The sequence below is a fragment of the Denitratisoma sp. DHT3 genome, assembly GCF_007833355.1.
Lineage (GTDB): Bacteria > Pseudomonadota > Gammaproteobacteria > Burkholderiales > Rhodocyclaceae > Denitratisoma.
The window spans coordinates 1,351,499-1,374,821 of record NZ_CP020914.1 but is presented as its reverse complement, the minus strand read 5'-3'; the positions used below and the strand labels follow the sequence as shown (position 1 = coordinate 1,374,821).

The following is a 23,323-nucleotide window of genomic DNA, read 5'->3' as shown; positions in this document are numbered from 1 at the left end:
CAGGCCCGCAGGGCGGCGGTCCGCCATCGATCATGCAGAACTCGCTATTCCCCGATACCGGCGCAACCCCTCCGCCCGTCGTCGAAGCCGCGCCGCCCGACCCGGCGCTGCGCGAACTCGCCGCCGCCTTGCCGGCCGGGCTGCGTTTCGGCACCTCGTCCTGGAACTACCCCGGCTGGGCCGGCCTGGTGTGGAAGCGCGACTACCCGGACGCCGCGCTGTCACGCCACGGGTTGATGGCCTACGCGCAGCATCCGCTGCTGCGCACGGTCGGCCTCGACCGCGGCTTCTACCAGCCCTTGAGCGCGGCCCAGTTCGCCGCTTACGCGGCGCAGGTGCCGGACGATTTCCGCTTCGTGGTCAAGGCCCCGAGCCGGGTGACCGATGCGCTGCTGCGCGACGAGTCCGGCCGCGGCCGGCGGCCGAATCCGGATTTCCTCGCCGCCGGGCCGGCCATGCGCGATTTCGTCGAACCGGCGCTGGCCGGGCTGGGGGAAAAGCTCGGTGCGCTGGTGTTCCAGAGGTGGTGGAGCTGGCGCGGGCGGTGCGTCAACTGCGTTCCGGAGCGCGTTGAGATCGTGGGTTGCCATTGAGGAAAGGGCTGCGCAGGAATGCCCGAGCGCGCATTACAAGTCGCCCCGGCGGTGCCCTGCCGGGGCGACTTTGATCGAGGCGAGGCAGGGGCAGGATCACTTCTGGCGCAGCTTGTTGAGGCCGGCGGCATTGAGCAGGATCTTTTCGTAGATCGGCTCGGTAGTGCCGTTTTTCATCTTGTGCAGAAAGTACTTTTCGAAGGCCAGCTTAGCCAAATGCACCCATTTCCCCTCCGAAACCCAGTTCACGTTGCGCGGCGGGATCTGGGGCAGGGCAACGAATGCCGCGCCACTGTCGCCGAAATCCGCCAGACACACCGCGTTCCAGGTGGCTTTTTCACTGGGCTCCTTGCCGTCAAGCAGCGCGCGGATATTGCGGGCGGTGGCGCTGACCATCGATTCGATCATGTAGCCGGTCTTCGGCGTGCCCGTGGGAATCGGCGTCGCCTCCACCGGCGGGATGGCGACGCAGACCCCCACGGCAAAGACGTTGCGGAAGGTCGGATTGCGCTGGTGCGCATCGATCAGGACAAATCCCCTGGGATTGACCAGCCCTTCGATGCCGCTGACCGCCTCCACTCCCTTGAAGGCCGGCAGCATCATCGAATACTTGAAGGGCAACTCGTGGCGGCGTTTTTCCTTGCCGTCCTCATCATGTTCGATGACATGCATCACCCCGGCCTCGACCTTATCCACCTTGGCATTGCAGATCCACTTGATGTGCCGGCTGCGGAACATCGACTCCATCATCCCTTTCGAATCGCCCACTCCGCCCAGGCCGAGGTGGCCGATATAGGGTTCGGAGGTCACGAAGGTCATCGGCACCTGGTCGCGGATCTTGCGGCGGCGCAGATCGGTTTCCAGGATCATGGAAAACTCGTAGGCCGGACCGAAGCAGGAGGCTCCCTGCACGGCGCCGACCACCACCGGCCCAGGGTCGGCAACGAACGCCTGCCAGACCCGCTCGGCCGCGGCCGCGTGCTCCACATGGCAGATCGACTGGGTATGGCCGCCCTGGGGGCCGAGACCGGGCACTTCGTCGAAGGCCAGGCGGGGCCCGGTGGCGACGATCAGGTAGTCGTAGTCGATGCGCTGGCCATCGACCAGTTCGACGGCGTTGGCCTCGGGCAGAACGCGCGCGGCGGCTACCGGGATGAAACCGATATCGAGCCGCGCCAGGGTCGCGGCCGGGTCGAATTCGATGTCCTTCCGGGTGCGCCAGTGCACGGCCACCCACGGGTTGGAGGGCACGAAGTGGAACAATCTATCCTTGGCGATGACGGTGATGCGGTCCTCCGGGCGGGCGTGGTCACGCATTTCGTAGGCCATGGGCAATCCGCCCAGACCAGCTCCGATGATCACGATATGCGCCATGGTGTTTCCTCCTTGTCTCGTTGTTGCAGTTGGCCGCGTTGCCTGGGCTGCCGTGATCGCGGAGCCACCGAACGACGCTCTGAATATTCTTCTGGCACAGCTTGTTTCAGAATATTAGTAATTACTTATTGATTATGCAACAGCCAGGGCATGGATCGCATGAACGATCGCAAACCGGTTCCTCCTCCCTTGGGGAGAGGGTTATACGATTGGGCCGGCCGCCCGCTTTCCGCCGGGCAGCGCACCCGCCTTGGGGCCGAGTTGCCCATGGGGGCAAGTTTCGCTGCCCGTGGAGTCAAGTATCCGTCGCGCCAAGCCGCGAGAATGGCGCAGCGGCCGGTGTTCATGCCGGTCGCAGCGTTCGCCGATCAACCGTAATCCATGGAGGAGCCGAGAATGGGACTGCGAGGCATCAATCGTATCGTGATCGCCGTGAGGGATCTGGAGGCGTCCAAGCGGCTGTATGCGGACATGTTGGGAGCGACGTTCAGCGACGCCCACTGGACGGGGGCGCCTTTCGGCATCCAGGTGTCCATCGCCTGGGACGCCGGCATCGAGCTGTGCGCACCGATGCCGGGCCGGGAGCACGACAGCGCGGTATCGCAGTTTCTGGCCCGGAACGGCGAAGGCATCATGAACGTCTTTTTCGGCGTGGACGATGCCGACGCGGCGCTGGCGCGGGCCGCCGCGCACGGCTATGCCTGCACGCATGCGCTCGACTACCGCCAGGACGAAATCGACCAGCACCTGGGCGGGCGCTTCTGCCGCTATCAGGAATTCATCCTCGCTTCCGCGCAGCGCTGCGGCTTCAGTGTCTCCCTCGCCCGGCTCGACCGAAAACCCGAGTAGAAGGGGCGCCGATATCTTTGCCATAATCTCCCGGTCAGGTTGAATGGCATATTGCGGAGGCGATGGACGGATGAATACGGCATTCCCCGGACAGGACGACATGATGTGGCGCAGCCTCGACGGCTGGCGCGAGTTCATGTCCCTGCGCTACCCCGGCGTTCAGGTGTTTTCCGCAAACGGCGGGCGTGGCTTCCGCACCCGCTACCGCTCCTGGCAGTTCAGCGGCCTGGAGCTCGCGGAGATCCGCTCGGCCTCCGGCCAGAGCCTGCAGGTGCCGCAGCCGCAGCGGGCCGCCCCGGACAGCTATTACCTGACGCTGCAATTGAGCGGCGGCTTCCACGGCGGTCAGGACGGCCGGGAATGCCATGCCGGTGCGCGGTCGATGCTGCTGCTGGACAGCCATGCGCCGCAATGGCGGGAACTCGGCGCCGACAGCCATCTGCTCAACGTGCGCCTGCCCAAGCCGATGCTGGAACGCTACCTGGCCGATCCGCGGGCAGTGTGCATGAGTCCGATGAGCGCCGATGCCGGCCAGGGGGCGCTGGTATGGGACTTCATCACCGCGCTCTGGGCGCGGCGGGCGGAACTGGGCACCGCCGGCATGGCGGAAATGGCGGCGGTGGTGGCGCACCTGGTCGCCGGCCTGTTCGGCACGCTGCGCGGCGAGACGGCCGCGGGCTCCCGCTGGGTGCAGTCGCAGCGGCAACGGGTGCTGGAATGCATCGCCGCGAATCTGCGCGACCCGCAACTGGAGGTGCAGCGCGTCGCCGACGCTTGCGCCATCTCGCCGCGCTATGTGCATCTGCTGATGCGCGGCACCGGCCGCACCTTCTCCCAATACCTGCTGGAGCATCGCCTGGAGCACTGCCGCAGCGCCCTGCAAGGTGCCGCGGGAATGCGCCGGTCGATCACCGAAATCGCCTTCGCGTGGGGTTTCAACGACGCCTCCCACTTCAGCCGCGCCTTTCGCAGCCGCTACGGCCTGTCGCCGCGGGAGTTCCGCAACCAAGTCCGGGCGTCAGCCCCGTAGCACCAGCGTCCACGCCAGCAGCGCGTTGATCGGGCTGACGAAGCCGGCGCCGGAGCGGTCGTCCGAGTTGATGCGGGAACGGCCGTCCTTGTCACAATCCTGTAATGAACTCTGTCTAGACTTGCCGCCATTCCCCAATCCTGCAAAGGAAGAGTGATGCACAAGTTCAAGCTGACGACCCTGGCCGCCGCGCTGGCCTTTTCGCTGGGCGTGCAGGCCGCCGATGTGACCGGCGCCGGCGCCACCTTTCCGGCGCCCATCTACGCCAAGTGGGCCGACGCCTACCAGAAGGCGACGGGCAACAAGATCAACTACCAGGCGATCGGCTCCGGCGGCGGCATCAAGCAGATCACCGCCAAGACCGTGGATTTCGGCGCCTCCGACATGCCGCTCAAGCCCGAGCAACTGGACAGGGACGGCCTGATGCAGTTTCCCACCGTGATCGGCGGCGTGGTGCCGGTGCTGAACGTGACCGGCATCAAGCCGGGCGAGCTGAGACTGACCGGCGCCGTGCTGGCCGACATCTTCCTGGGCAGGATCGTCAAGTGGAACGACAGGGCCATCACCGAACTGAACCCCAGGGTCCAGTTGCCCGATGCCCCCATCGGTGTGGTGCGCCGGGCGGATGGTTCCGGCACTTCCTTCATCTTCACCAACTATCTGTCCAAGGTGAGCGAGGAGTGGAAGTCCAAGGTGGGCGAGGGCACCGCCGTGCAGTGGCCGGTGGGCCTGGGCGGCAAGGGCAACGAGGGCGTGGCCGCCTTCGTCCAGCGCCTGCCGGGTTCCATCGGCTACGTGGAGTACGCCTACGCCAAGCAGAACAAGATGACCTACGCCCTGATGCAGAACGCCGTGGACAACTATGTCGCTCCGGACGACCTGACCTTCAAGGCCGCCGCCGCCGGCGCCGAATGGAAAAACGGCTTCTACGAAATCCTCACCAATCAGAAGGGCAAGGATGCCTGGCCCATTTCCGGCGCAACGTTCATCCTGATGCGCAAGTTCCAGGACAGACCTGCCCAGGGCGCGGAAAGCCTCAAGTTTTTCGAGTGGGCGTACAAGAACGGCGGCAAGATGGCCGAGGATCTGGATTACGTGCCGATGCCCGACAGCGTGGTGACTCGGGTGCGCAGCGCCTGGGACGGCGTCAAGGACGGCGCCGGCAAGGCCGTGTATGGCGGGAAGTAGTCGGTAAACTGGGAGACCGTGCCGCGCCTTCGCGGCGCGGCTTTTTGCTTGCCGGATCGAGGACCTCGCATTGAGCAATGGCGCATCCCCGCCTGTTCGCCGCCGCATCGGCGACTGGGCCTTCTTCAACCTGACCCGGCTGTTCGCCCTGGGTACCCTGCTGTTGCTGGCGGGGATCATCGTTTCCCTGATCCATGGCGCGATGCCGGCGCTGGAGCGTTTCGGCTTCGCCTTCCTGTGGACCGGGGACTGGAATCCGCCGATGGAACGTTTCGGCGCCCTGATCCCGATCTACGGCACGCTCGCCACTTCGGCGGTGGCCCTGGTGATCGCTGTGCCGGTGAGCTTCGGCATCGCCCTGTTCCTGACCGAACTGGCGCCGCCCTGGCTGCGCCGCCCGCTGGGCATCGCCATCGAATTGCTGGCCGGCATCCCCAGCATCGTCTACGGCATGTGGGGCCTGCTGGTGTTCGCGCCGCTGTTTTCAACGCACGTGCAGCCGCTGCTGGCGGCCACGCTGGGCCGTCTGCCGGTCGTCGGCACCCTGTTCTCGGGCGCGCCGCTGGGCATCGGCATCCTCAGCGCGGGGGTGATCCTGGCGGTGATGACCATTCCCTTCATCGCCTCGGTGATGCGCGACGTGTTCGAGGTGACGCCGGTGATGCTGAAGGAGTCGGCCTACGGCCTGGGCTGCACCACCTGGGAAGTGGTGTGGAACGTGGTGCTGCCCTATACCAAGGTCGGCGTGGTGGGCGGCATCATGCTGGGCCTGGGGCGCGCGCTGGGCGAGACCATGGCCGTCACCTTCCTGATCGGCAACATGAATTTCTTCAACGGCTTTTCCCTGTTCCTGCCCGGCAACAGCATCGCCTCGGCCCTGGCCAACGAGTTCGCCGAGGCGGAATCGCCCGTGTATACGGCCTCGCTGATCGAACTCGGGTTGATCCTGTTCCTGATCACCCTGGTGGTACTGGCCTTGTCCAAGTTGCTGCTGCTGAAACTTTCGGCCCAGGAAGGAACCAAGTCATGAGGCCGTCCCTGGCGGCTTCGCGCCGGCTGAAGAACTACCTGGCCCTGGGCATTTCGATGCTGGCCATGGCCTTCGGCCTGTTCTGGCTGATCTGGATTCTCGCCACCACCCTGGAACTGGGCCTGGCGGGCCTGTCACCGCAGGTGTTCTACCAGATGACGCCGCCGCCGGGCTCGGCGGAGGGCGGCCTGGCCAACGCCATCATGGGCAGTCTGATGATGGTGGGGCTGGCCACCGCGATCGGCACGCCGGCCGGCATCCTCGCCGGCATCTATCTGGCGGAATATGGCCAGCACACCTTGCTCGGCAGCGTCACCCGCTTCGTGAACGACCTCCTGCTCTCGGCGCCGTCGATCATCGTCGGCCTGTTCATCTACGAGATCTACGTGGCGCGGATAGGCAGGTTTTCCGGCATGGCCGGCGTGCTGGCCCTGGCGCTGATCGTGATTCCGGTGGTGATCCGCACCACCGAGAACATGCTGCGCCTGGTGCCCAACGCCATGCGCGAGGCGGCCTTCGCCCTGGGGGCGCCCAAGTGGGTGGTGATCGGCCGGGTGACGCTGCGCGCTTCGCTGGCCGGGGTGATGACCGGAATCATGCTGGCCGTGGCCCGCATCGCCGGCGAGACCGCGCCGCTGCTGTTCACCGCCTTGTCCAACCAGTTCTGGAGCATGAGTCTGAACGATCCGCTGGCCAGCCTGCCGGTCACAATCTTCAAGTTCGCCATGAGTCCCTTCGAGGACTGGCAGCGGCTGGCCTGGGCCGGCGTCTTCCTGATCACCCTCGGCGTGCTCTGCCTCAACATCCTGGCGCGGGTGGTCTTCCGCGAAAAACACAAGTCATGAGCGATATCCCACGGACCGACGACCAGCCCCTGGAAACCCTGATCGCCCTGCGCGATTTCAATTTCTACTACGGCAAGTACCACGCCTTGCGCAACATCAACCTGGAGATATCCAAGCGCCGGGTCACCGCCTTCATCGGCCCCTCCGGCTGCGGCAAATCCACCCTGCTGCGCACCATGAACCGGATGTACGACCTCTACCCGGAGCAGCGGGCCGAGGGCGAGCTGCTGCTGGACGGCAGGAACATCCTGGCGCGCGGCGTGGACATCAACACCCTGCGCGCCAAGGTCGGCATGGTGTTTCAGAAGCCGACGCCTTTCCCGATGTCGATCTACGACAACATCGCCTTCGGCGTTCGGCTCCACGAGCGTCTCAACCGGGTGGAGATGGACGAGCGGGTGGAGTGGTCGCTGCGCAAGGCGGCGCTCTGGGGCGAGGTGAAGGACAAGCTGAACCAGAGCGGCATGAGCCTTTCCGGCGGCCAGCAGCAGCGCTTGTGCATCGCCCGCGGCATCGCGGTGAAACCCCAGGTGCTGCTGCTCGACGAACCGACCTCGGCGCTGGACCCGATCTCCACGATGCGCATCGAGGAGCTGGTGAGCGAGCTGAAGGACGAGTTCACCATCGTCATCGTCACCCACAACATGCAGCAGGCGGCGCGCGTCTCGGACTTCACCGCCTACATGTACCTGGGGGAGCTGATCGAGTTCGGCCGCACCGACGACATCTTCATCAAGCCTCGGGACAAGCGTACCGAGGATTACATCACCGGCCGCTTCGGCTGATGACATCAGGAGCGAGGAGCTGACATGCCCAATATCGCGAGCGACCATATCTCCCGCCAGTTCGACGCCGAGCTGGACGGCCTGCGTTCCCGCGTGACCCGGATGGGCGGGCTGGTGGAAAACCAGATCGCGCAGGCCATCGCCGCCTTCCTGAGCGGCGACCTGGACGCGATGGAGCAGGTGATCGCCGACGACCATCGCATCAACGGAATGGAAGTGAGCATCGACGACGAGTGCGCCCACATCATCGCCCGGCGCCAGCCGGCGGCCGGCGATCTGCGCCTGGTGATGGCGGTCAGCAAGATCGTCACCGACCTGGAGCGGATCGGCGACGAGGCGGCGAAGATCGCCCGCACCGCGCGCGAAATCTATCAGCGCGACCGGCTGCAGGTGCCGCGCCTGGCCGACGTGCGCAAGCTGGGCGATCTGGGGGTGACGATGCTGCGCGACGTGCTCAACGCCTTCGTTCGCCTCGATGTGGTGGAGGCGGCCCGCATCATCCGCTCCGACGCGCAGCTGGACGACAACTTCCGCGGCATCCTGCGCCAGCTGATCACCTACATGATGGAAGACCCGCGCACCATCAGCTCGGCGCTGGACATCACGTTCATCGCCAAGGCCATCGAGCGCATCGGCGACCATTCCAAGAACATCGCCGAGAACGTGATCTACGTGGTCAAGGGCAAGGACGTGCGCCACATCGCCATCGACATCATGGAACGCGAAGCCCTGGGCGGGGAGGGCTGATCCGTCATGGCCGCGCTGGTGTCGGTGATCGAGGACGACCCCGCGATCCGGGAGCTGCTGCGCTACGCCCTGGTGCAGGGCGGTTTCGAGGTGAGCCTGGCGGCGTCGGCCGAGGAGGGCCTCGCCGCCGCGCGCCAGGTGCTGCCCGACGTGTTCCTGGTCGATCTGATGCTGCCGGGAATGTCGGGCATCGGTTTCGCCCGGCAGGTCCGCCAGGACCCGCGCACGCGCGAGGTGCCTCTGATCATGGTCACCGCCCGCGCCGAGGAGGCCGACCGGGTGGCCGGGCTGGAGATCGGCGCCGACGACTACGTCACCAAGCCGTTCAGCGCCAAGGAACTGGTGGCCCGCATTCGCGCCGTGCTGCGGCGGCGCGCGCCGCGGCACGGGGGGCAGATCATCGATTACGGCCCCTTGCGGCTCGATCCCGGCGCCCACCAGGTGTCCTGCAATGGCGCGCCGCTGGAGCTGGGGCCGACCGAATTCAAATTGCTGCACTACCTGCTGTCGCAGCCGGGGCGGGTGTTCAGCCGCCAGCAACTGCTTGACGGCGTCTGGGGCGATCATCGTTTCATCGAGGAGCGCACCGTGGACGTCTATGTGCGGCGCCTGCGCGCCTGCCTGGGCGCCGAGGCCGAGGATCTGGTGGAAACCGTGCGCGGCGTCGGCTATCGGCTGGCGGCGCTGAATCCCGCGGCGCGCGGATGAAGGTCTTTGGGGGATTCCTGTTGCGCCTGCTGCTGCTGGCTTTGGCAGGGCTGGCGTTGGGCTGGTGGCTCGGCCCGGTCACGGCGCTGGCGCTGATGTGCGGCGTGCTGCTGATCGATCAGGCGCTGCATCTGTGGCACCTGCGGCGCCTGCGGCGCTGGCTGTGGGCTACCGACACCAGCCGTCTGCCCGAGGAGACGGGGCTGTGGGGCGATATCTTCGTGGACCTGTACCGGATGCAAAAGCGCCATGCACGGGACCGGGATCAACTGGCGGCGGCGCTGAACCATTTTCGCGAGGCGGCCAGCGCCCTGCCCGAAGGCGTGATGCTGCTGGACGGCGAAGGCCGCATCGAGTGGCTGAACGCGATGGCCCAGCGCCAGTTCGACCTCGACCCGCAACGCGACCAGGGCACCTTGGTCACCCATCTGATTCGCCAGCCCGACTTTGCCGAATACGTGAAGACGAAGGAGCGACGCGAGCCCCTGATGCTGCGCATGGGGACGAGTCCGGCGCGGGACCTGGCCTTGCAACTGTTTCCCTTCGACGGCGGGTGTCTGCTGTATTCGCGCGATGTGACCCAGTTGCAGCGGGTGGAGACGGTGCGCCGCGATTTCATCGCCAACGTGTCCCACGAGTTGCGCACGCCGCTGACCGTGATCCTCGGTTTTCTGGAACCCCTCACGGAGGACGAGGCTCTGGCGGCGGAAAGCCGTGTCCAGTACCTGGCGATGATTCAGGACCAGGCCCGGCGCATGAGCCGCCTGGTGGAGGATTTGCTGACGCTCTCGAAACTGGAGGCACAGGCCGATCCGCTGCAGGAGGAGGTGGTCGACATGCCGGCGCTGCTGAATGCCCTGCTCGACGAAGGACGGGCGCTTTCCGGCGGGCGCCACGAGTTCGCGGCGGAAATCGACGATCTGGCGCTGATGGGCAGCGCCAGTGAGCTGCGCAGCGCTTTCGGCAACCTGATCAGCAACGCGGTGCGCTATACGCCGGAGGGCGGACGCATTGCGTTGCGTTGGGGGCGCCAGGGGGCGGGCGCGCTGTTCGAGGTCAGCGACAACGGCATCGGCATCGCCGCCGAGCATGTTCCGCGCCTGACCGAGCGCTTCTACCGGGTGGACAAGGGACGCTCGGCCCGGACCGGCGGTACCGGCCTCGGGCTGGCCATCGTCAAATACGTGCTGCTGCGCCATCAGGCGCGGCTCGAAATACGGTCGGAACTGGGGCGGGGCAGTTGCTTCCAGGTGGTGTTCCCACCCGGCCGGGCGCTGGCGGCTTGAATCGGCGCGCTTGCGGCACATTCTCGGCGCATCCTCGAATTGACCTTGGACAGGGCGAGGCGATAAACTGCCAACCCTTTAAATTTCCTGTATTTCCAACGCCATGCGGACAAAATTCGTTGCCGGAAACTGGAAGATGCATGGCAGCCTGGCCGTGAATCTGGGGCTGCTCCATGCGGTACGCGATGGCGCCGCCGGGTTGGCGGCGCAGGTGGCCGTCTGCGTGCCCTATCCCTATCTGGCCCAGGCGCGTTCGGTGCTTGCCGGCAGCAAGGTGGCCTGGGGCGCCCAGGACGTTTCCGAGCACGCGCAGGGCGCATACACCGGCGAGGTGAGCGGCGCCATGTTGCAGGATTTCGGCTGCGGCTACGCGATCGTCGGCCATTCGGAGCGCCGATCCTATTACGGCGATACCGACGCCGTGGTGGCGGCCAAATACCAGGCGGCCCAGGCGGTCGGTTTGACGCCGATCCTCTGCGTGGGCGAGACGTTGGCCGAACGCGAGGCGGGCATCACCGCCGAGGTGGTGACCCGGCAGCTGGAGGCGGTGCTGGACCGTTGTGGCGTGGCGTCCCTGGCGCGCGCGGTGGTGGCTTACGAACCGGTCTGGGCGATCGGCACCGGCAAGACCGCGACGCCGGCGCAGGCTCAGGAGGTCCATGCCCTGATTCGCGTCCGGGTGGCCAGCGATAGCGCCGCGGTGGCCGAGGGCCTGCGGATTCTGTACGGCGGCAGCGTCAAGCCGGGCAATGCGAAGGAACTGTTTTCCCAGCCGGATATCGACGGCGGGTTGATTGGTGGCGCGGCCCTGGTGGCCTCGGATTTTCTGGCCATTTGCGCGGCCGGCTAACTTTTTAGGATTGGCATCATGGATTTTCTGTATTCGACCGCATTGACGGTGCACTTGCTGGTGGGGGCGGCGCTGATCGGCCTGGTGTTGCTGCAGCATGGCAAGGGCGCCGACATGGGAGCGGCATTCGGCAGCGGCGCTTCGGGCAGCTTGTTCGGCGCTTCCGGTTCGGCCAATTTCCTCTCGCGCGTCACGGCCGTTCTGGCGGCGGTGTTCTTCCTGACCAGCCTGGGACTGACCTATCTGGCGACGACGAAACCCAAGGCGGCGGCCAGCGTGATGGATCGCGCCGCGCCGACCCCGGCTCCGACGGCACCCGCCGTGCCGAGCGTGCCCGACGGCTCCAAGGCCAAGGACGTGCCCAAATAGCGTGGTGGTTTCAGGGCCTGGCGGACGAAAAAACTCGCACGCCAAGCCCAACGGCGGGCACTTCTGGTGGTATTATGCGCGCCGCTCATAAGGCACTCGGTGCCTGCCGGGCCGACGTGGTGAAATTGGTAGACACGCTATCTTGAGGGGGTAGTGGCGCGAGCCGTGCGAGTTCGAGTCTCGCCGTCGGCACCAAGCAAACGGTGGGGGCGTTGCCCCTGTGGGGTTGGAAGTCGAAAATTCGTGGCGCAGGCCATGCACGCTATGCTGGAAAACTACTTTCCCATCTTCGTCTTCGTTCTGGTGGGCCTGGTCTTCGGCTTTCTGCCAATCATCCTGGGCCGTGTTCTCGGCCCTTATCGCCCCGATAGCGAGAAAATCTCCGCCTACGAATGCGGCTTCGAGCCCTTCGAGGATGCGCGCATGCAGTTCGACGTGCGCTACTACCTGATTGCGATCATCTTCATCCTGTTCGATCTGGAAATCGCCTTCCTGGTTCCCTGGGCGGCGATCTTTCGCGAGATCGCCGATACGCCGGCGGTCCGGATGTTCGGTTTTGTCGAGATGCTGGTGTTTCTGGGCATTCTGGTGGTCGGCTACGTGTATGCCTGGGCCAAGGGCGCTCTCGACTGGGAATGAATCATGAGTATTGAGGGTATCTTGCAAGAAGGGTTCGTCACCACCACGCTGGACAAGGTGATCAACTGGACCCGCACCGGCTCCATCTGGCCCATGACTTTCGGTCTGGCGTGCTGCGCGGTGGAAATGATTCACGTGGGTTGCTCCCGCTACGACCTGGATCGTTTCGGTTCCTTCTTTCGTCCCAGCCCCCGTCAGTCCGATCTGATGATCGTGGCGGGGACCTTGACCAACAAGATGGCGCCGGCGCTGCGCAAGGTCTATGACCAGATGCCGGAGCCCCGCTGGGTGATGTCGATGGGGTCCTGCGCCAATGGCGGCGGCTATTACCACTATTCCTACTCGGTGGTGCGCGGCTGCGATCGAATCGTACCGGTGGATATCTATGTTCCCGGCTGTCCGCCAACCGCCGAGGCGCTGCTCTACAGCTTCATCCAGTTGCAGAACAAGGTGAAGCGCACCAATACCATCGCCCGTTGATTCCGGAATTCGACTCATGAGCGCCAAGCTGGAAAAGCTTTGTCAAAATCTCAAGCAGGTCCTTGGGGATCGTGTGGGCGAGCCCGTGCTGGCTTGCGGTGAGGTGACCGTCGAAGTGGCGGTCGGTGATTATCTGGATGTCGCACGGCAGTTGCGCGACCATGCCGATTTCCGCTTCGAACAGCTGATCGACCTCTGCGGGGTGGATTACTCGACCTACAGCGGCTGGACCGGCCGGCGCTACGCGGTGGTCGTGCATCTCAATTCGGTGGCGCTGAATCAGCAGCTGCGGATGCGGACCTTTGCCGAAAGCGAGGAGTTCCCGGTGGTGCCGTCGGTGAATGAGGTCTGGAACAGCGCCAACTGGTTCGAGCGCGAGGCCTTCGATCTCTACGGCGTGCATTTCGATGGTCATGCCGATCTGCGCCGCATCCTGACCGACTATGGTTTCGTGGGGCATCCTTTCCGCAAGGACTTCCCCGTTTCCGGATATGTGGAAATGCGCTACGACCCGGAGCAGCGGCGCGTGATTTACGAGCCCGTGTCCATCGAGCCGCGGGAAGTGACGCCGCGCATCGTGCGCGAAGGGGGCTACGGCCGTGGCTGATATCCGCAATTACACTCTGAACCTGGGGCCGCAGCATCCGGCCGCCCACGGCGTGCTGCGCCTGATCCTGGAGCTGGACGGCGAAGTGATCGTGCGCGCCGACCCGCACATCGGTCTGCTCCATCGGGCGACCGAGAAGCTGGCCGAGACCCGCACCTGGATCCAGTCGGTGCCCTACATGGACCGTCTCGACTACGTGTCGATGATGTGCAACGAGCACGCCTACTGCATGGCGATCGAGAAGCTGCTGGGCATCCAGGTGCCCGAGCGCGCCCAGTACATCCGGGTGCTGTTCGACGAGGTCACGCGGCTGCTGAATCATCAGCTCAACATCGGCACCCATGCCCTGGACATCGGTGCGATGGCGGTCTGTCTCTACACCTTCCGCGATCGGGAGGAGTTGATGGACGCCTACGAGGCGGTATCCGGCGCCCGGATGCATGCGGCCTATTACCGGCCGGGCGGCGTCTATCGGGATCTGCCCGATCGGATGCCGCAGTACAAGGTGTCCAAGTGGAAAAACGAGAAGGTGGTACGCGACCTCAACGAGGATCGCCAGGGCTCCCTGCTCGATTATCTGGAAGCATTCACCGAACGCTACGATGCGCGCTGCGACGAGTACGAGGACCTGCTGACCGACAACCGGATCTGGAAGCAGCGCACGGTCGGCGTCGGCGTGGTAACGCCGGAGCGCGCGCTCCAGCTGGGTTTCACCGGTCCCATGCTGCGCGGTTCCGGCATCGAATGGGACGTGCGCAAGAAGCGCCCCTACGGGGTGTATGACCGGATGGACTTCGATATTCCGGTCGGCGTCAATGGCGACTCCTACGATCGCTACCTGGTGCGCATGGAAGAGATGCGCCAGTCCAATCGCATCATCCGGCAGTGCATCGACTGGCTGCGCAAGAACCCGGGACCGGTGATTTCGGACAATCACAAGGTGGCGCCGCCGTCGCGCGAGAAGATGAAGTCCAACATGGAAGAGCTGATCCATCACTTCAAACTCTTCTCCGAAGGTATCCATGTGCCCGCCGGCGAAGCCTATGTCGGCATCGAGCATCCCAAGGGCGAGTTCGGCGTCTATCTGATATCCGACGGCGCCAACAAGCCGTACCGCCTGAAGTTGCGCGCGCCCGGCTTCCCCCATCTCGCGGCCATGGACGAAATGGCCAAGGGCCACATGATCGCCGATGCAGTGACCATCATCGGCACCATGGACGTTGTTTTCGGTGAGATCGACCGCTAATCATGCTGAGTCAAGATTCCCTGCAAAAGATCGATCGCGAGATCGCAAAGTACCCGGCGGACCAGAAACAGTCGGCAGTGATGGCGGCGCTGGCCATCGCCCAGGATGAAAAAGGCTGGTTGTCCAACGAGACCATCCGGTTCGTCGCCGAATATCTCGGCATGGCGCCGATGGCGGCCTACGAGGTGGCGAGCTTCTACAACATGTACGACCTGCAACCGGTCGGCAAGTACAAGCTGACCGTCTGCACCAATCTGCCCTGCGCCCTTTCCGGTGGCGTCCATGCCGCCGACTACCTGAAGGAAAAACTCGGCATCGACTTCAACGAGACCACGGCCGACGGCAAGTTCACCCTGAAGGAGGGCGAGTGCATGGGGGCCTGCGGCGATGCGCCGGTGATGCTGCTGAACAACAAGCGCATGTGCAGCCACATGCTGCCCGAGCAGATCGATGCGTTGCTGGCGGAGTGCAAATAAATGGCCCTGATCGACGCAATCAATCCCGTCCTGACCACCGGCTGGAGTCGCGGCGACGAGGGCTGGCACCTGAAGGACTACGAGGCGCGGGAGGGCTACGCCGCGCTGCGCAAGATCCTCGCCGACAAGACGCCGCCGGCCGAGGTGATCAACCAGGTCAAGGCGTCGGTGCTGCGCGGGCGGGGCGGCGCGGGCTTTCCCACCGGCTTGAAGTGGAGCTTCATGCCCGGCAACTTCCCCGGCGACAAGTACGTGGTCTGCAACTCCGACGAGGGCGAGCCCGGCACCTTCAAGGACCGCGACTTGATGCGCTACGACCCGCATTCGGTGATCGAGGGCATGATCATCGCCGGTTACGCGATGGGCGCGACCCGCGGCTACAACTACATCCACGGCGAGATATTCGAGATCTACCAGCGCTTCGAGGCGGCCCTCGACGAAGCCCGCGCCGCGGGCCTGCTGGGCAAGAACATCCTCGGCACCGATTTCAGTTTCGAGCTCTTCGCCCACCATGGCTTCGGCGCCTACATCTGCGGCGAGGAAACCGGACTGCTGGAGTCGCTGGAAGGCAAGAAGGGCCAACCCCGCTTCAAGCCGCCGTTCCCGGCCAGCTACGGCCTCTACGGCAAGCCCACCACCATCAACAACACCGAGACCTTCGCCGCCGTTCCCTTCGTGCTGCGGATGGGGTCGGAGAACTATCTCAACCTGGGCAAGCCGAACAACGGCGGCACCAAGCTGTTTTCCGTTTCCGGCCACGTGAATCGCCCCGGCAACTATGAGGTGCCGCTGGGCACACCTTTCGCCAAGCTGCTGGAAATGGCCGGCGGAATGCGCGGCGGGCGCAAGCTGAAGGCCGTGATCCCCGGCGGTTCCTCGGCCCCGGTGCTTCCCGCAGAGATCATGATGGATCTCACCATGGACTACGACGCCATCGCCAAGGCCGGCTCGATGCTGGGTTCCGGCGCTGTGATCGTGATGGACGAGACGGTCTGCATGGTCAAGGCGCTGGAGCGGCTGTCCTACTTCTACTACGAAGAGTCCTGCGGTCAATGCACGCCCTGCCGCGAGGGCACGGGCTGGATGCACAAGATCATCCACCGCATCGAGAACGGCGAGGGCCGCCCTGGCGACCTGGAGCTGCTCTCCAGCATCACTCCCAACATCATGGGGCGCACCATCTGCGCCCTGGGCGACGCGGCGGCGATGCCGGTCAATGGTTTCCTCAAACACTTCCATTCCGAGTTCGAATACCACATCGAGAACAAGCAATGCCTCGTGCCCAGGGATGTCCAGCGGGCCGGCAGCACGTTCCATCGGAATTCTTCCACGGTACCGTCATGCTAGAAATCGAGATCGACGGCAAGGCGCTGCAAGTCCAGGACGGCAGCACCATCATTGACGCCGCCCATCAGGCCGGCACCTACATTCCGCATTTCTGCTACCACAAGAAGCTGTCCATCGCGGCCAGCTGCCGCATGTGCCTGGTGGAAGTGGAAAAGGCCCCCAAGCCCATGCCCGCCTGCGCGACGCCTGTCACCAACGGCATGAAAGTGTTCACCCATTCCAGCATGGCGGTGAAGGCGCAGAAGGGGGTGATGGAGTTCCTGCTGATCAACCACCCCCTGGATTGCCCGATCTGCGACCAGGGCGGCGAATGCCAGTTGCAGGATCTGGCCGTCGGCTACGGCGGTGCCCAGGCCCGCTACGAGGAAGAGAAGCGGGTGGTGCCGAACAAGGATCTGGGGCCCCTGGTTTCCACCGACATGACCCGGTGCATCAACTGCACCCGCTGCGTGCGTTTCACTCAGGAAATCGCCGGCTTCCAGGAATTGGGCCAGGCCTTCCGCGGCGACCGGGCGGAGATCATGCCCTTTGTCGAGAACACGGTGAACTCGGAGCTGTCGGGAAACATCATCGACCTCTGTCCGGTGGGCGCCCTGACTTCCAAGCCCTTCCGCTTTTCCGCCCGCACCTGGGAATTGTCCCGCCGCAAGTCGGTGAGTCCCCACGACGGCGTCGGCGCCAACCTGATCGTCCAGACCAAGCTCGACCGCGTCTATCGGGTGCTGCCGCTGGAAAACGAGGACGTCAATGAGTGCTGGCTGGCCGACCGCGACCGTTTCTCCTATGAAGCGCTCAACTCCGACCAGCGCCTGACCAAACCGATGGTCAAGCAGGACGGCCAGTGGCGCGAAGTCGAGTGGAACGTCGCCCTCGACTATGTTTCCCATGCGCTGCGCGACGTGGCCAAGACCCACGGCGGCAGCGCCATCGGCGCCCTGATCAGCCCGCACGCGACGCTGGAGGAAATGTACCTCGCCCAGAAGCTGCTGCGCGGCATCGGCTGCGAGAACATCGACAGCCGCCTGCGGCAGAACGATTTCTCCGCCGACGGCAAGCAGCAGGGCACGCCCTGGCTGGGCCTGAAGATCGCCGAGCTTTCCGACCTCGACCGCGCCCTGGTGATCGGCTCCTTCCTGCGCAAGGACCAGCCCCTGCTGGCCCAGCGCCTGCGCCGGGCCGCCAGGCGGGGCGCCCAGGTCAGCGTCATCCATTCAGCCGACGATGACCTGTTGATGAAGGTCTTCGCCAAGGCGATCGCCGCGCCTTCGCGCCTGCCCGAGGTGCTGGCCCAGGTGCTCAAGGCGGCCGCGGAGCTCAAAGGCGTCGGCATCGACGCCAGCGTGGCTGCGGTGGAAGTCTCCGCCGAGGCCCGCCGGATCGCCGAGAGCCTGGCATCCGCCACCAACGGCGCGGTGTTGCTGGGCAACTTCGCCCAGCAGCATCCGCAGGCCGCGACCCTGGCGGCGCTGGCGCAGAAGCTGGCCGAGATCACCGGCGTCCGCTTCGGCTTCCTCGGCGCCGCCGCCAACAGCGTTGGCGCCTATGTCGCCCAGGCGATCACGGCGGCCAATGGTCCTAACACTGGCCTCAACGCCAGGACCATGCTGGAACAGCCGCGCCGCGCCTATCTGCTGCTCGGCGTCGAACCGGAACTGGATTGCGCCGACGGCGCCGCCGCGCTGGCGGCGATGCGCGAGGCGCAGACCGTGATCGTGATGTCGCCCTTCAAGTCGCAGGCCGCGCTGGACTACGCCGATGTGATGCTGCCGGTGTCGCCCTTCAGCGAGACCTCCGGCACCTTCGTCAATACCGAGGGGCGGGTGCAGAGCTTCCACGCCGTGGTGAAGCCGCAGGGTGAAACGCGCCCGGCCTGGAAGGTGCTGCGAGTACTGGGCAACCTGCTCAACCAGCCGGATTTCGAATACGACAGCAGCGAGGAAGTGCGCCAGGCGGTGCTGGGCGGCACGCCGGAATTCGTTTCCGGTCTGGGCAACAGCCAGAATGCGGTGCCGTCTCTTGCGGCGACCGGCGCTGCCGCGGCCACGCTGGAGCGGGTCGGCGAGGTGCCGCTGTACTTCGCCGACGCCCTGGTCCGGCGCGCGCCCAGCTTGCAGGCAACCGTGGATGGCGCCGCGCCGCGGGCGGCGATGAGCGGCGCCGCGCTGGACAGGATCGGCGTGGCGGAGGGTGCCACGGTGCGAGTCCGGAGTGGCGCTGGCGAGGTGACGCTGGTCGCATGCCTGGACGCCGGCCTGCCTGAGGGCTGCGTGCGGATTCCGGCGGCCCATGCCGCCACTGTCGCCCTGGGCGCCCAGTTCGGCGGCCTGGTCGTGGAGAAAGCCTGATGGACGCGCTGCTGAACCTGCTGCAACAGGTCCCCCCGTTGTTCGGGCCGCTCTGGCCGCTGGTCTGGGTGCTGCTCAAGATCTTCGGCATCATCGTCCCGCTGCTGGTGCTGGTGGCCTACACCACGATGGGCGAGCGCCGGGTGATGGGCGCCATGCACCTGCGGATCGGCCCCAACCGGGTCGGTCCCTGGGGTCTCCTGCAGCCCTTCGCCGACGGCATCAAGCTGATCATCAAGGAAGTCATCACGCCATCCCGCGCGGACAGATCGCTCTATTTCCTCGGCCCCGCGCTGGCCTTCGCCGTGGCGCTGGTGTCCTGGGCGGTGGTGCCGTTCGCCGATGGCTGGGTGCTGGCCGACATCGATGCCGGCATCCTGGCCTTCCTGGCCATCACCTCCTTCGGCGTGTATGGGGTCATCATCGCCGGATGGGCCTCCAATTCCAAGTATCCGTTCCTCGGGGCGATGCGCGCCGCGGCCCAGATGGTGTCGTATGAAGTGGCGATGGGACTGGCGCTGATCTGCGTGGTGATGGTGACCAACAGCCTGAACCTGAGCGAGGTCGTGCGGGTCCAGCAGAAGGGCATGTTCGCCAGCATGGGGCTCAACTTCCTGTCCTGGAACTGGCTGCCGCTGCTGCCGATGTTCGTGGTGTATCTGATCTCCGGTCTGGCGGAAACCAACCGTGCGCCGTTCGACGTGGTCGAAGGCGAGTCGGAGATCGTCGCCGGCCACATGATGGAATATTCCGGCATGGGCTTCGCGCTGTTCTTCCTCGCCGAATACGCCAACATGGCCCTGGTATCGGCCATGACCGCGATCTTCTTCCTCGGCGGCTGGTCCTCTCCGGTGGCCTTCCTGCCGGACGGTTTCGGCTGGCTGGCGCTGAAGATCCTCTTCGGCCTGTTTTTCTTCATCTGGGTGCGCTCGACCTTCCCCCGCTATCGCTATGACCAGATCATGCGCCTGGGCTGGAAAGTGTTCGTCCCGTTGTGCCTGGTGTGGATCCTCGTCATCGGCATCTGGATGATGTCGCCCTTCACTATCTGGAAATAAGGCCATGGGAGCCAGAGACTTTATCGGCAGCCTGTTGCTGAAGGAACTGCTCAAGGGCATGTCCATCACGGGCCGCTATTTCTTCGCCCGCAAGATCGTCGTGCAGTACCCCGAGGACCGCACGCCGCAGTCCAACCGGTTCCGCGGCCTGCACGCCCTGCGGCGCTATCCGAACGGGGAGGAGCGCTGTATCGCCTGCAAGTTGTGCGAGGCGGTGTGTCCGGCGATGGCCATCACCATCGAGTCGGCCCAGCGCGACGACGGCAGTCGCCGCACCACCCGCTACGACATCGACCTGACCAAGTGCATCTTCTGCGGCTTCTGCGAGGAAGCCTGCCCGGTGGACGCCATTGTCGAGACCCGCGTCTTCGAGTACCACGGCGAGGAGCGGGGCGACCTTTACTACACCAAGCAGATGCTGCTCGCCAACGGCGACCGCTATGAAGCCCAGATCGCCGCCGATCGGGAACAGGACGCCAAATACCGGTAAGCGACGATGGAATTCAAAACAGTCCTCTTCTATCTTTTCGGCGCCCTGATGTTGTTGGCGGCGCTGCGCGTGATCACGGCCCGCAACCCGGTCCATGCCGTGCTCTATCTGGTGCTGGCCTTCTTCAACGCCGCGGCGCTGTGGCTGCTGCTGGAGGCGGAGTTCCTGGCCATCGCCCTGCTGGTGGTGTACGTGGGCGCGGTGATGGTGCTGTTCCTGTTCGTCGTGATGATGCTGGACATCAACGTCGAGTCCCTGCGCAAGGGCTTCTGGAAGCACCTGCCGTTCGGCGCGGCGATCGGCGGCCTGATGGTGGCCGAGATGTCGGTGGTGCTGGGCGGTCGCTACTTCGGCCTCGACGTGATGCCGGGACACACCGCGCCGGCCGGCTACAGCAACACCAAGGAACTGGGCCGCGTGCTGTTCACCGAGTACGTCTACCCCTTCGAACTGGCTTCGGTGATCCTGCTGGTCGGCATCATCGCCGCCGTCCTGCTGACGCTGCGCAAGCGCAAGGATTCCAAGGCCATGCATCCGTCCGACCAGCTCGCCGTCAAGCGCGGCGATCGCATTCGTCTCGTCAAGATGGCGGCGGAAAAAGAAGCCCAAGGAGGGGAGCAATAACATGCTTGGACAAGCCGTACCCCTGACACACTACCTGATCCTGGGGGCCGCCCTGTTCGCGATCAGCATCGTCGGCATCTTCCTCAACAGGAAGAACCTGATCGTGCTGCTGATGGCGATCGAACTGATGCTGTTGGCGGTCAACCTCAACTTCGTCGCCTTTTCCCACTACCTGCACGACACCGCCGGTCAGATCTTCGTGTTTTTCATCCTGACCGTGGCGGCGGCCGAGTCCGCGATCGGCTTGGCGATTCTGGTGGTGCTGTTCCGCAACCTTTCCACCATCGACGTGGAAGATCTCGACAGCCTGAAGGGCTAGCGCACAACCATGGATATGCAGACGATCTACCTGCTCGTGCCCCTGGCGCCCCTGTTCGGCGCCATCGTCGCCGGACTGTTCGGCAAGACCATCGGCCGCGCCGGCGCGCACACCGTCACCATTCTCGGCGTGGCGGTGGCCTTCGTGCTTTCGCTGTTCGTCTATCAGGACGTGGAGGCCGGCCATACCTTCAACGGCGCGGTCTACACCTGGCTCCAGTCCGGCGGCCTCACCCTCCAGGTGGGCTTCCTGATCGACAAGCTGACCGTGATGATGATGCTGGTGGTCACCTTCGTGTCGCTGATGGTGCACATCTACACCATCGGCTACATGTCGGAAGACCCGGGCTACCAGCGCTTCTTCAGCTACATCTCGCTGTTCACCTTCTCGATGCTGATGCTGGTGATGAGCAACAACTTCGTCCAGCTGTTCTTCGGCTGGGAGGCGGTCGGCCTGGTGTCCTACCTGCTGATCGGCTTCTGGTACACCCGCCCGACGGCCATCTACGCCAACCTGAAGGCCTTCCTGGTCAACCGCGTGGGCGACTTCGGCTTCCTGCTGGGGATCGGTTTGATCGCCGCCTATGCCGGCTCGCTGGACTACGCGGAGGTGTTCGCCAAGAAGGAACAGCTGGCGCAACTGATGTTCCAGGGCACCGACTGGTCGCTGATCACCGTGATCTGCATCTGCCTGTTCATCGGTGCGATGGGCAAGTCGGCCCAGGTGCCGCTGCATGTCTGGCTGCCCGACTCGATGGAAGGTCCGACGCCGATCTCGGCGCTGATCCACGCCGCCACCATGGTGACCGCCGGCATCTTCATGGTCACCCGCATGTCCCCGCTGTTCGAACTGTCCGACACCGCCTTGTCCTTCGTGCTGGTGATCGGCGCCACCACGGCGCTGTTCATGGGCTTCCTGGGCATCGTGCAGAACGACATCAAGCGGGTGGTGGCCTATTCCACCCTGTCGCAGCTCGGCTACATGACCGTGGCGCTGGGCGCGTCGGCCTACTCGGTGGCGGTGTTCCACCTGATGACCCACGCCTTCTTCAAGGCGCTGCTGTTCCTCGGCGCCGGCTCGGTGATCATCGGCATGCACCACGACCAGGACATGCGCAACATGGGTGGCCTCGCCAAGTACATGCCCATCACCTGGATCACCTCCCTGCTCGGCTCCCTGGCGCTGATCGGCTTCCCCTTCCTGTCCGGCTTCTACTCGAAGGACTCGATCATCGAGGCGGTTCACGCCTCTCATCTGCCGGGCGCCGGCTATGCCTACGCCTGTGTGATCATCGGCGTGTTCGTCACCGCCTTCTACTCCTTCCGCATGTACTTCCTGGTATTCCACGGCGAGGAGCGTTTCGGCAAGAGTCATCACGACCACCACGGCGACCATGATGACGAGGAGGCCACCGCCGATCACCATCACGGCCTTGCACCAGGCCAGAAGCCCCACGAGACGCCCTGGGTGGTCTGGCTGCCGCTGGTGCTGCTGGCGATTCCGTCGGTGGCCATCGGTTTCCTGACCATCCAGCCGATGCTGCATGGCGACTGGTTCGGCGGCGCGGTGGTGGTCGATGCCGCGCGCCACCCGGCGATGGAGGAACTGACCCACGAATTCCACGGCGCCGTCGCGATGGCGCTGCACGGGCTCACTTCCCTGCCGTTCGTGCTGGCGATGTCCGGCGTGCTCCTGGCCTGGTATTTCTACCTGGTCAATCCCGCCGTTCCCGCCGCCATCGGCCGCGCCCTGCGCCCCGTCCATGTGCTGCTCGAAAACAAGTACTACTTCGACAAGTTCACCGAGGTGTTCTTCGCCGCCGGCGCCCGGCTGGTGGGCAAGGGCCTGTGGAAGGCCGGCGACCAGGTGCTGATCGACGGCATCGCGGTCAACGGCTCTGCCCGCCTGGTGGGCTGGATCGCCTCGGTGGTGCGCCTGTTCCAGAGCGGCCACCTGTATCAGTATGCTTTTTCCATGATCATCGGCGTCTTCGTGCTGCTGACGCTGTGGTTCAACCGCGCTTGAGGAAAGATAGGAA

Annotated in this window: 25 protein-coding genes and 1 tRNA gene; 25 read left to right on the top strand and 1 reads right to left on the bottom strand. The window is 64.9% G+C overall.

Features of this window, described 5'->3' with window-relative positions; genetic code table 11:
* Positions 1 to 32 precede the first annotated feature (32 nt).
* On the top strand, positions 33 to 593 hold the full coding sequence (locus tag B9N43_RS06220) for a DUF72 domain-containing protein (RefSeq protein ID WP_222428825.1): 561 nt from the start codon (positions 33 to 35) through the stop codon (positions 591 to 593).
* Positions 594 to 689: 96 nt separating this feature from the next.
* Here B9N43_RS06220 and B9N43_RS06215 read toward each other — a convergent pair whose 3' ends face one another.
* Positions 690 to 1,967: an NAD(P)/FAD-dependent oxidoreductase gene (locus B9N43_RS06215; protein WP_145841444.1), complete on the bottom strand. Its 1,278-nt coding sequence runs from the start codon at positions 1,965 to 1,967 to the stop codon at positions 690 to 692.
* A 396-nt stretch (positions 1,968 to 2,363) separates the two neighbouring features.
* Here B9N43_RS06215 and B9N43_RS06210 point away from each other — a divergent pair, with 396 nt between their 5' ends.
* The 24 genes from B9N43_RS06210 to nuoL all read left to right on the top strand — a co-directional run bounded on the left by B9N43_RS06210 (position 2,364) and on the right by nuoL (position 23,310).
* Positions 2,364 to 2,816, top strand: a complete 453-nt coding sequence (locus tag B9N43_RS06210) for a VOC family protein (protein ID WP_186454003.1) — start codon at positions 2,364 to 2,366, stop codon at positions 2,814 to 2,816.
* Positions 2,817 to 2,886: 70 nt separating this feature from the next.
* Complete coding sequence (locus B9N43_RS06205) at positions 2,887 to 3,846, top strand: helix-turn-helix domain-containing protein (RefSeq protein WP_186454002.1); 960 nt, start codon at positions 2,887 to 2,889, stop codon at positions 3,844 to 3,846.
* 156 nt (positions 3,847 to 4,002) lie between these two features.
* A complete protein-coding gene (gene pstS, locus B9N43_RS06200) occupies positions 4,003 to 5,034 on the top strand; it encodes a phosphate ABC transporter substrate-binding protein PstS (protein ID WP_145841441.1) in 1,032 nt (343 codons plus the stop codon).
* Between the two features lie 70 nt (positions 5,035 to 5,104).
* Positions 5,105 to 6,064 carry a phosphate ABC transporter permease PstC gene (gene pstC / locus B9N43_RS06195; protein ID WP_222428824.1) on the top strand — a complete coding sequence of 320 codons (960 nt, stop codon included), beginning with the start codon at positions 5,105 to 5,107 and terminating at the stop codon, positions 6,062 to 6,064.
* Positions 6,061 to 6,909, top strand: coding sequence for a phosphate ABC transporter permease PstA (gene pstA, locus B9N43_RS06190; RefSeq protein WP_145841439.1), 849 nt, complete (start codon positions 6,061 to 6,063; stop codon positions 6,907 to 6,909). The genes pstC and pstA overlap by 4 nt, the downstream gene beginning before the upstream one ends.
* Positions 6,906 to 7,694 carry a phosphate ABC transporter ATP-binding protein PstB gene (gene pstB, locus B9N43_RS06185; RefSeq protein ID WP_145841438.1) on the top strand — a complete coding sequence of 263 codons (789 nt, stop codon included), beginning with the start codon at positions 6,906 to 6,908 and terminating at the stop codon, positions 7,692 to 7,694. Before pstA ends, pstB begins: the two co-directional genes overlap by 4 nt.
* 24 nt (positions 7,695 to 7,718) lie before the next feature.
* Positions 7,719 to 8,441: a phosphate signaling complex protein PhoU gene (gene phoU, locus B9N43_RS06180; protein ID WP_186454001.1), complete on the top strand. Its 723-nt coding sequence runs from the start codon at positions 7,719 to 7,721 to the stop codon at positions 8,439 to 8,441.
* Between the two features lie 6 nt (positions 8,442 to 8,447).
* Positions 8,448 to 9,149 carry a phosphate regulon transcriptional regulator PhoB gene (gene phoB / locus B9N43_RS06175; protein ID WP_145841437.1) on the top strand — a complete coding sequence of 234 codons (702 nt, stop codon included), beginning with the start codon at positions 8,448 to 8,450 and terminating at the stop codon, positions 9,147 to 9,149.
* On the top strand, positions 9,146 to 10,435 hold the full coding sequence (gene phoR, locus B9N43_RS06170; RefSeq protein ID WP_145841436.1) for a phosphate regulon sensor histidine kinase PhoR: 1,290 nt from the start codon (positions 9,146 to 9,148) through the stop codon (positions 10,433 to 10,435). The genes phoB and phoR overlap by 4 nt, the downstream gene beginning before the upstream one ends.
* Positions 10,436 to 10,538: 103 nt before the next feature.
* Positions 10,539 to 11,285, top strand: a complete 747-nt coding sequence (tpiA, locus tag B9N43_RS06165) for a triose-phosphate isomerase (RefSeq protein WP_145841435.1) — start codon at positions 10,539 to 10,541, stop codon at positions 11,283 to 11,285.
* Between the two features lie 18 nt (positions 11,286 to 11,303).
* A complete protein-coding gene (secG, locus tag B9N43_RS06160) occupies positions 11,304 to 11,654 on the top strand; it encodes a preprotein translocase subunit SecG (protein WP_186454000.1) in 351 nt (116 codons plus the stop codon).
* 110 nt (positions 11,655 to 11,764) lie between these two features.
* Positions 11,765 to 11,849 (top strand) — tRNA-Leu (locus B9N43_RS06155).
* A gap of 69 nt (positions 11,850 to 11,918) precedes the next feature.
* Complete coding sequence (ndhC, locus tag B9N43_RS06150) at positions 11,919 to 12,293, top strand: NADH-quinone oxidoreductase subunit A (protein WP_145843464.1); 375 nt, start codon at positions 11,919 to 11,921, stop codon at positions 12,291 to 12,293.
* Positions 12,294 to 12,296: 3 nt separating this feature from the next.
* Positions 12,297 to 12,773 carry a NuoB/complex I 20 kDa subunit family protein gene (locus B9N43_RS06145; RefSeq protein WP_145841433.1) on the top strand — a complete coding sequence of 159 codons (477 nt, stop codon included), beginning with the start codon at positions 12,297 to 12,299 and terminating at the stop codon, positions 12,771 to 12,773.
* A 16-nt stretch (positions 12,774 to 12,789) separates the two neighbouring features.
* Positions 12,790 to 13,380, top strand: a complete 591-nt coding sequence (locus B9N43_RS06140) for an NADH-quinone oxidoreductase subunit C (protein WP_145841432.1) — start codon at positions 12,790 to 12,792, stop codon at positions 13,378 to 13,380.
* Positions 13,373 to 14,626: an NADH-quinone oxidoreductase subunit D gene (locus B9N43_RS06135; protein WP_145841431.1), complete on the top strand. Its 1,254-nt coding sequence runs from the start codon at positions 13,373 to 13,375 to the stop codon at positions 14,624 to 14,626. The genes B9N43_RS06140 and B9N43_RS06135 overlap by 8 nt, the downstream gene beginning before the upstream one ends.
* Before the next feature lie 2 nt (positions 14,627 to 14,628).
* Positions 14,629 to 15,102: an NADH-quinone oxidoreductase subunit NuoE gene (gene nuoE / locus B9N43_RS06130; RefSeq protein ID WP_145841430.1), complete on the top strand. Its 474-nt coding sequence runs from the start codon at positions 14,629 to 14,631 to the stop codon at positions 15,100 to 15,102.
* Positions 15,103 to 16,449 carry an NADH-quinone oxidoreductase subunit NuoF gene (nuoF, locus tag B9N43_RS06125; RefSeq protein WP_145841429.1) on the top strand — a complete coding sequence of 449 codons (1,347 nt, stop codon included), beginning with the start codon at positions 15,103 to 15,105 and terminating at the stop codon, positions 16,447 to 16,449.
* Positions 16,443 to 18,794, top strand: coding sequence for an NADH-quinone oxidoreductase subunit NuoG (gene nuoG, locus B9N43_RS06120; protein WP_145841428.1), 2,352 nt, complete (start codon positions 16,443 to 16,445; stop codon positions 18,792 to 18,794). Before nuoF ends, nuoG begins: the two co-directional genes overlap by 7 nt.
* Entirely contained in the window at positions 18,794 to 19,852 is a 1,059-nt protein-coding gene (gene nuoH, locus B9N43_RS06115; RefSeq protein WP_145841427.1) for an NADH-quinone oxidoreductase subunit NuoH, read from the top strand. Before nuoG ends, nuoH begins: the two co-directional genes overlap by 1 nt.
* A 4-nt stretch (positions 19,853 to 19,856) precedes the next feature.
* On the top strand, positions 19,857 to 20,342 hold the full coding sequence (gene nuoI, locus B9N43_RS06110; protein WP_145841426.1) for an NADH-quinone oxidoreductase subunit NuoI: 486 nt from the start codon (positions 19,857 to 19,859) through the stop codon (positions 20,340 to 20,342).
* 6 nt (positions 20,343 to 20,348) lie between these two features.
* Complete coding sequence (locus tag B9N43_RS06105) at positions 20,349 to 20,966, top strand: NADH-quinone oxidoreductase subunit J (protein WP_145841425.1); 618 nt, start codon at positions 20,349 to 20,351, stop codon at positions 20,964 to 20,966.
* A gap of 1 nt (position 20,967) precedes the next feature.
* Positions 20,968 to 21,285, top strand: coding sequence for an NADH-quinone oxidoreductase subunit NuoK (gene nuoK / locus B9N43_RS06100; RefSeq protein WP_145841424.1), 318 nt, complete (start codon positions 20,968 to 20,970; stop codon positions 21,283 to 21,285).
* Positions 21,286 to 21,294: 9 nt separating this feature from the next.
* A complete protein-coding gene (gene nuoL / locus B9N43_RS06095; protein WP_145841423.1) occupies positions 21,295 to 23,310 on the top strand; it encodes an NADH-quinone oxidoreductase subunit L in 2,016 nt (671 codons plus the stop codon).
* The last annotated feature ends 13 nt before the right edge of the window (positions 23,311 to 23,323 follow it).

Bases quoted from the DNA above. Each gene is read 5' to 3' on its own strand.
- B9N43_RS06220 (WP_222428825.1), top strand. From the start codon at position 33: ATGCAGAACTCGCTATTCCCCGATACCGGCGCAACCCCTCCGCCCGTC.
- B9N43_RS06215 (WP_145841444.1), bottom strand. From the start codon at position 1,967: ATGGCGCATATCGTGATCATCGGAGCTGGTCTGGGCGGATTGCCCATG.
- B9N43_RS06210 (WP_186454003.1), top strand. From the start codon at position 2,364: ATGGGACTGCGAGGCATCAATCGTATCGTGATCGCCGTGAGGGATCTG.
- B9N43_RS06205 (WP_186454002.1), top strand. From the start codon at position 2,887: ATGAATACGGCATTCCCCGGACAGGACGACATGATGTGGCGCAGCCTC.
- pstS (WP_145841441.1), top strand. From the start codon at position 4,003: ATGCACAAGTTCAAGCTGACGACCCTGGCCGCCGCGCTGGCCTTTTCG.
- pstA (WP_145841439.1), top strand. From the start codon at position 6,061: ATGAGGCCGTCCCTGGCGGCTTCGCGCCGGCTGAAGAACTACCTGGCC.
- pstB (WP_145841438.1), top strand. From the start codon at position 6,906: ATGAGCGATATCCCACGGACCGACGACCAGCCCCTGGAAACCCTGATC.
- phoU (WP_186454001.1), top strand. From the start codon at position 7,719: ATGCCCAATATCGCGAGCGACCATATCTCCCGCCAGTTCGACGCCGAG.
- phoB (WP_145841437.1), top strand. From the start codon at position 8,448: ATGGCCGCGCTGGTGTCGGTGATCGAGGACGACCCCGCGATCCGGGAG.
- phoR (WP_145841436.1), top strand. From the start codon at position 9,146: ATGAAGGTCTTTGGGGGATTCCTGTTGCGCCTGCTGCTGCTGGCTTTG.
- tpiA (WP_145841435.1), top strand. From the start codon at position 10,539: ATGCGGACAAAATTCGTTGCCGGAAACTGGAAGATGCATGGCAGCCTG.
- secG (WP_186454000.1), top strand. From the start codon at position 11,304: ATGGATTTTCTGTATTCGACCGCATTGACGGTGCACTTGCTGGTGGGG.
- ndhC (WP_145843464.1), top strand. From the start codon at position 11,919: ATGCTGGAAAACTACTTTCCCATCTTCGTCTTCGTTCTGGTGGGCCTG.
- B9N43_RS06145 (WP_145841433.1), top strand. From the start codon at position 12,297: ATGAGTATTGAGGGTATCTTGCAAGAAGGGTTCGTCACCACCACGCTG.
- B9N43_RS06140 (WP_145841432.1), top strand. From the start codon at position 12,790: ATGAGCGCCAAGCTGGAAAAGCTTTGTCAAAATCTCAAGCAGGTCCTT.
- nuoE (WP_145841430.1), top strand. From the start codon at position 14,629: ATGCTGAGTCAAGATTCCCTGCAAAAGATCGATCGCGAGATCGCAAAG.
- nuoF (WP_145841429.1), top strand. From the start codon at position 15,103: ATGGCCCTGATCGACGCAATCAATCCCGTCCTGACCACCGGCTGGAGT.
- nuoG (WP_145841428.1), top strand. From the start codon at position 16,443: ATGCTAGAAATCGAGATCGACGGCAAGGCGCTGCAAGTCCAGGACGGC.
- nuoH (WP_145841427.1), top strand. From the start codon at position 18,794: ATGGACGCGCTGCTGAACCTGCTGCAACAGGTCCCCCCGTTGTTCGGG.
- nuoI (WP_145841426.1), top strand. From the start codon at position 19,857: ATGGGAGCCAGAGACTTTATCGGCAGCCTGTTGCTGAAGGAACTGCTC.
- B9N43_RS06105 (WP_145841425.1), top strand. From the start codon at position 20,349: ATGGAATTCAAAACAGTCCTCTTCTATCTTTTCGGCGCCCTGATGTTG.
- nuoK (WP_145841424.1), top strand. From the start codon at position 20,968: ATGCTTGGACAAGCCGTACCCCTGACACACTACCTGATCCTGGGGGCC.
- nuoL (WP_145841423.1), top strand. From the start codon at position 21,295: ATGGATATGCAGACGATCTACCTGCTCGTGCCCCTGGCGCCCCTGTTC.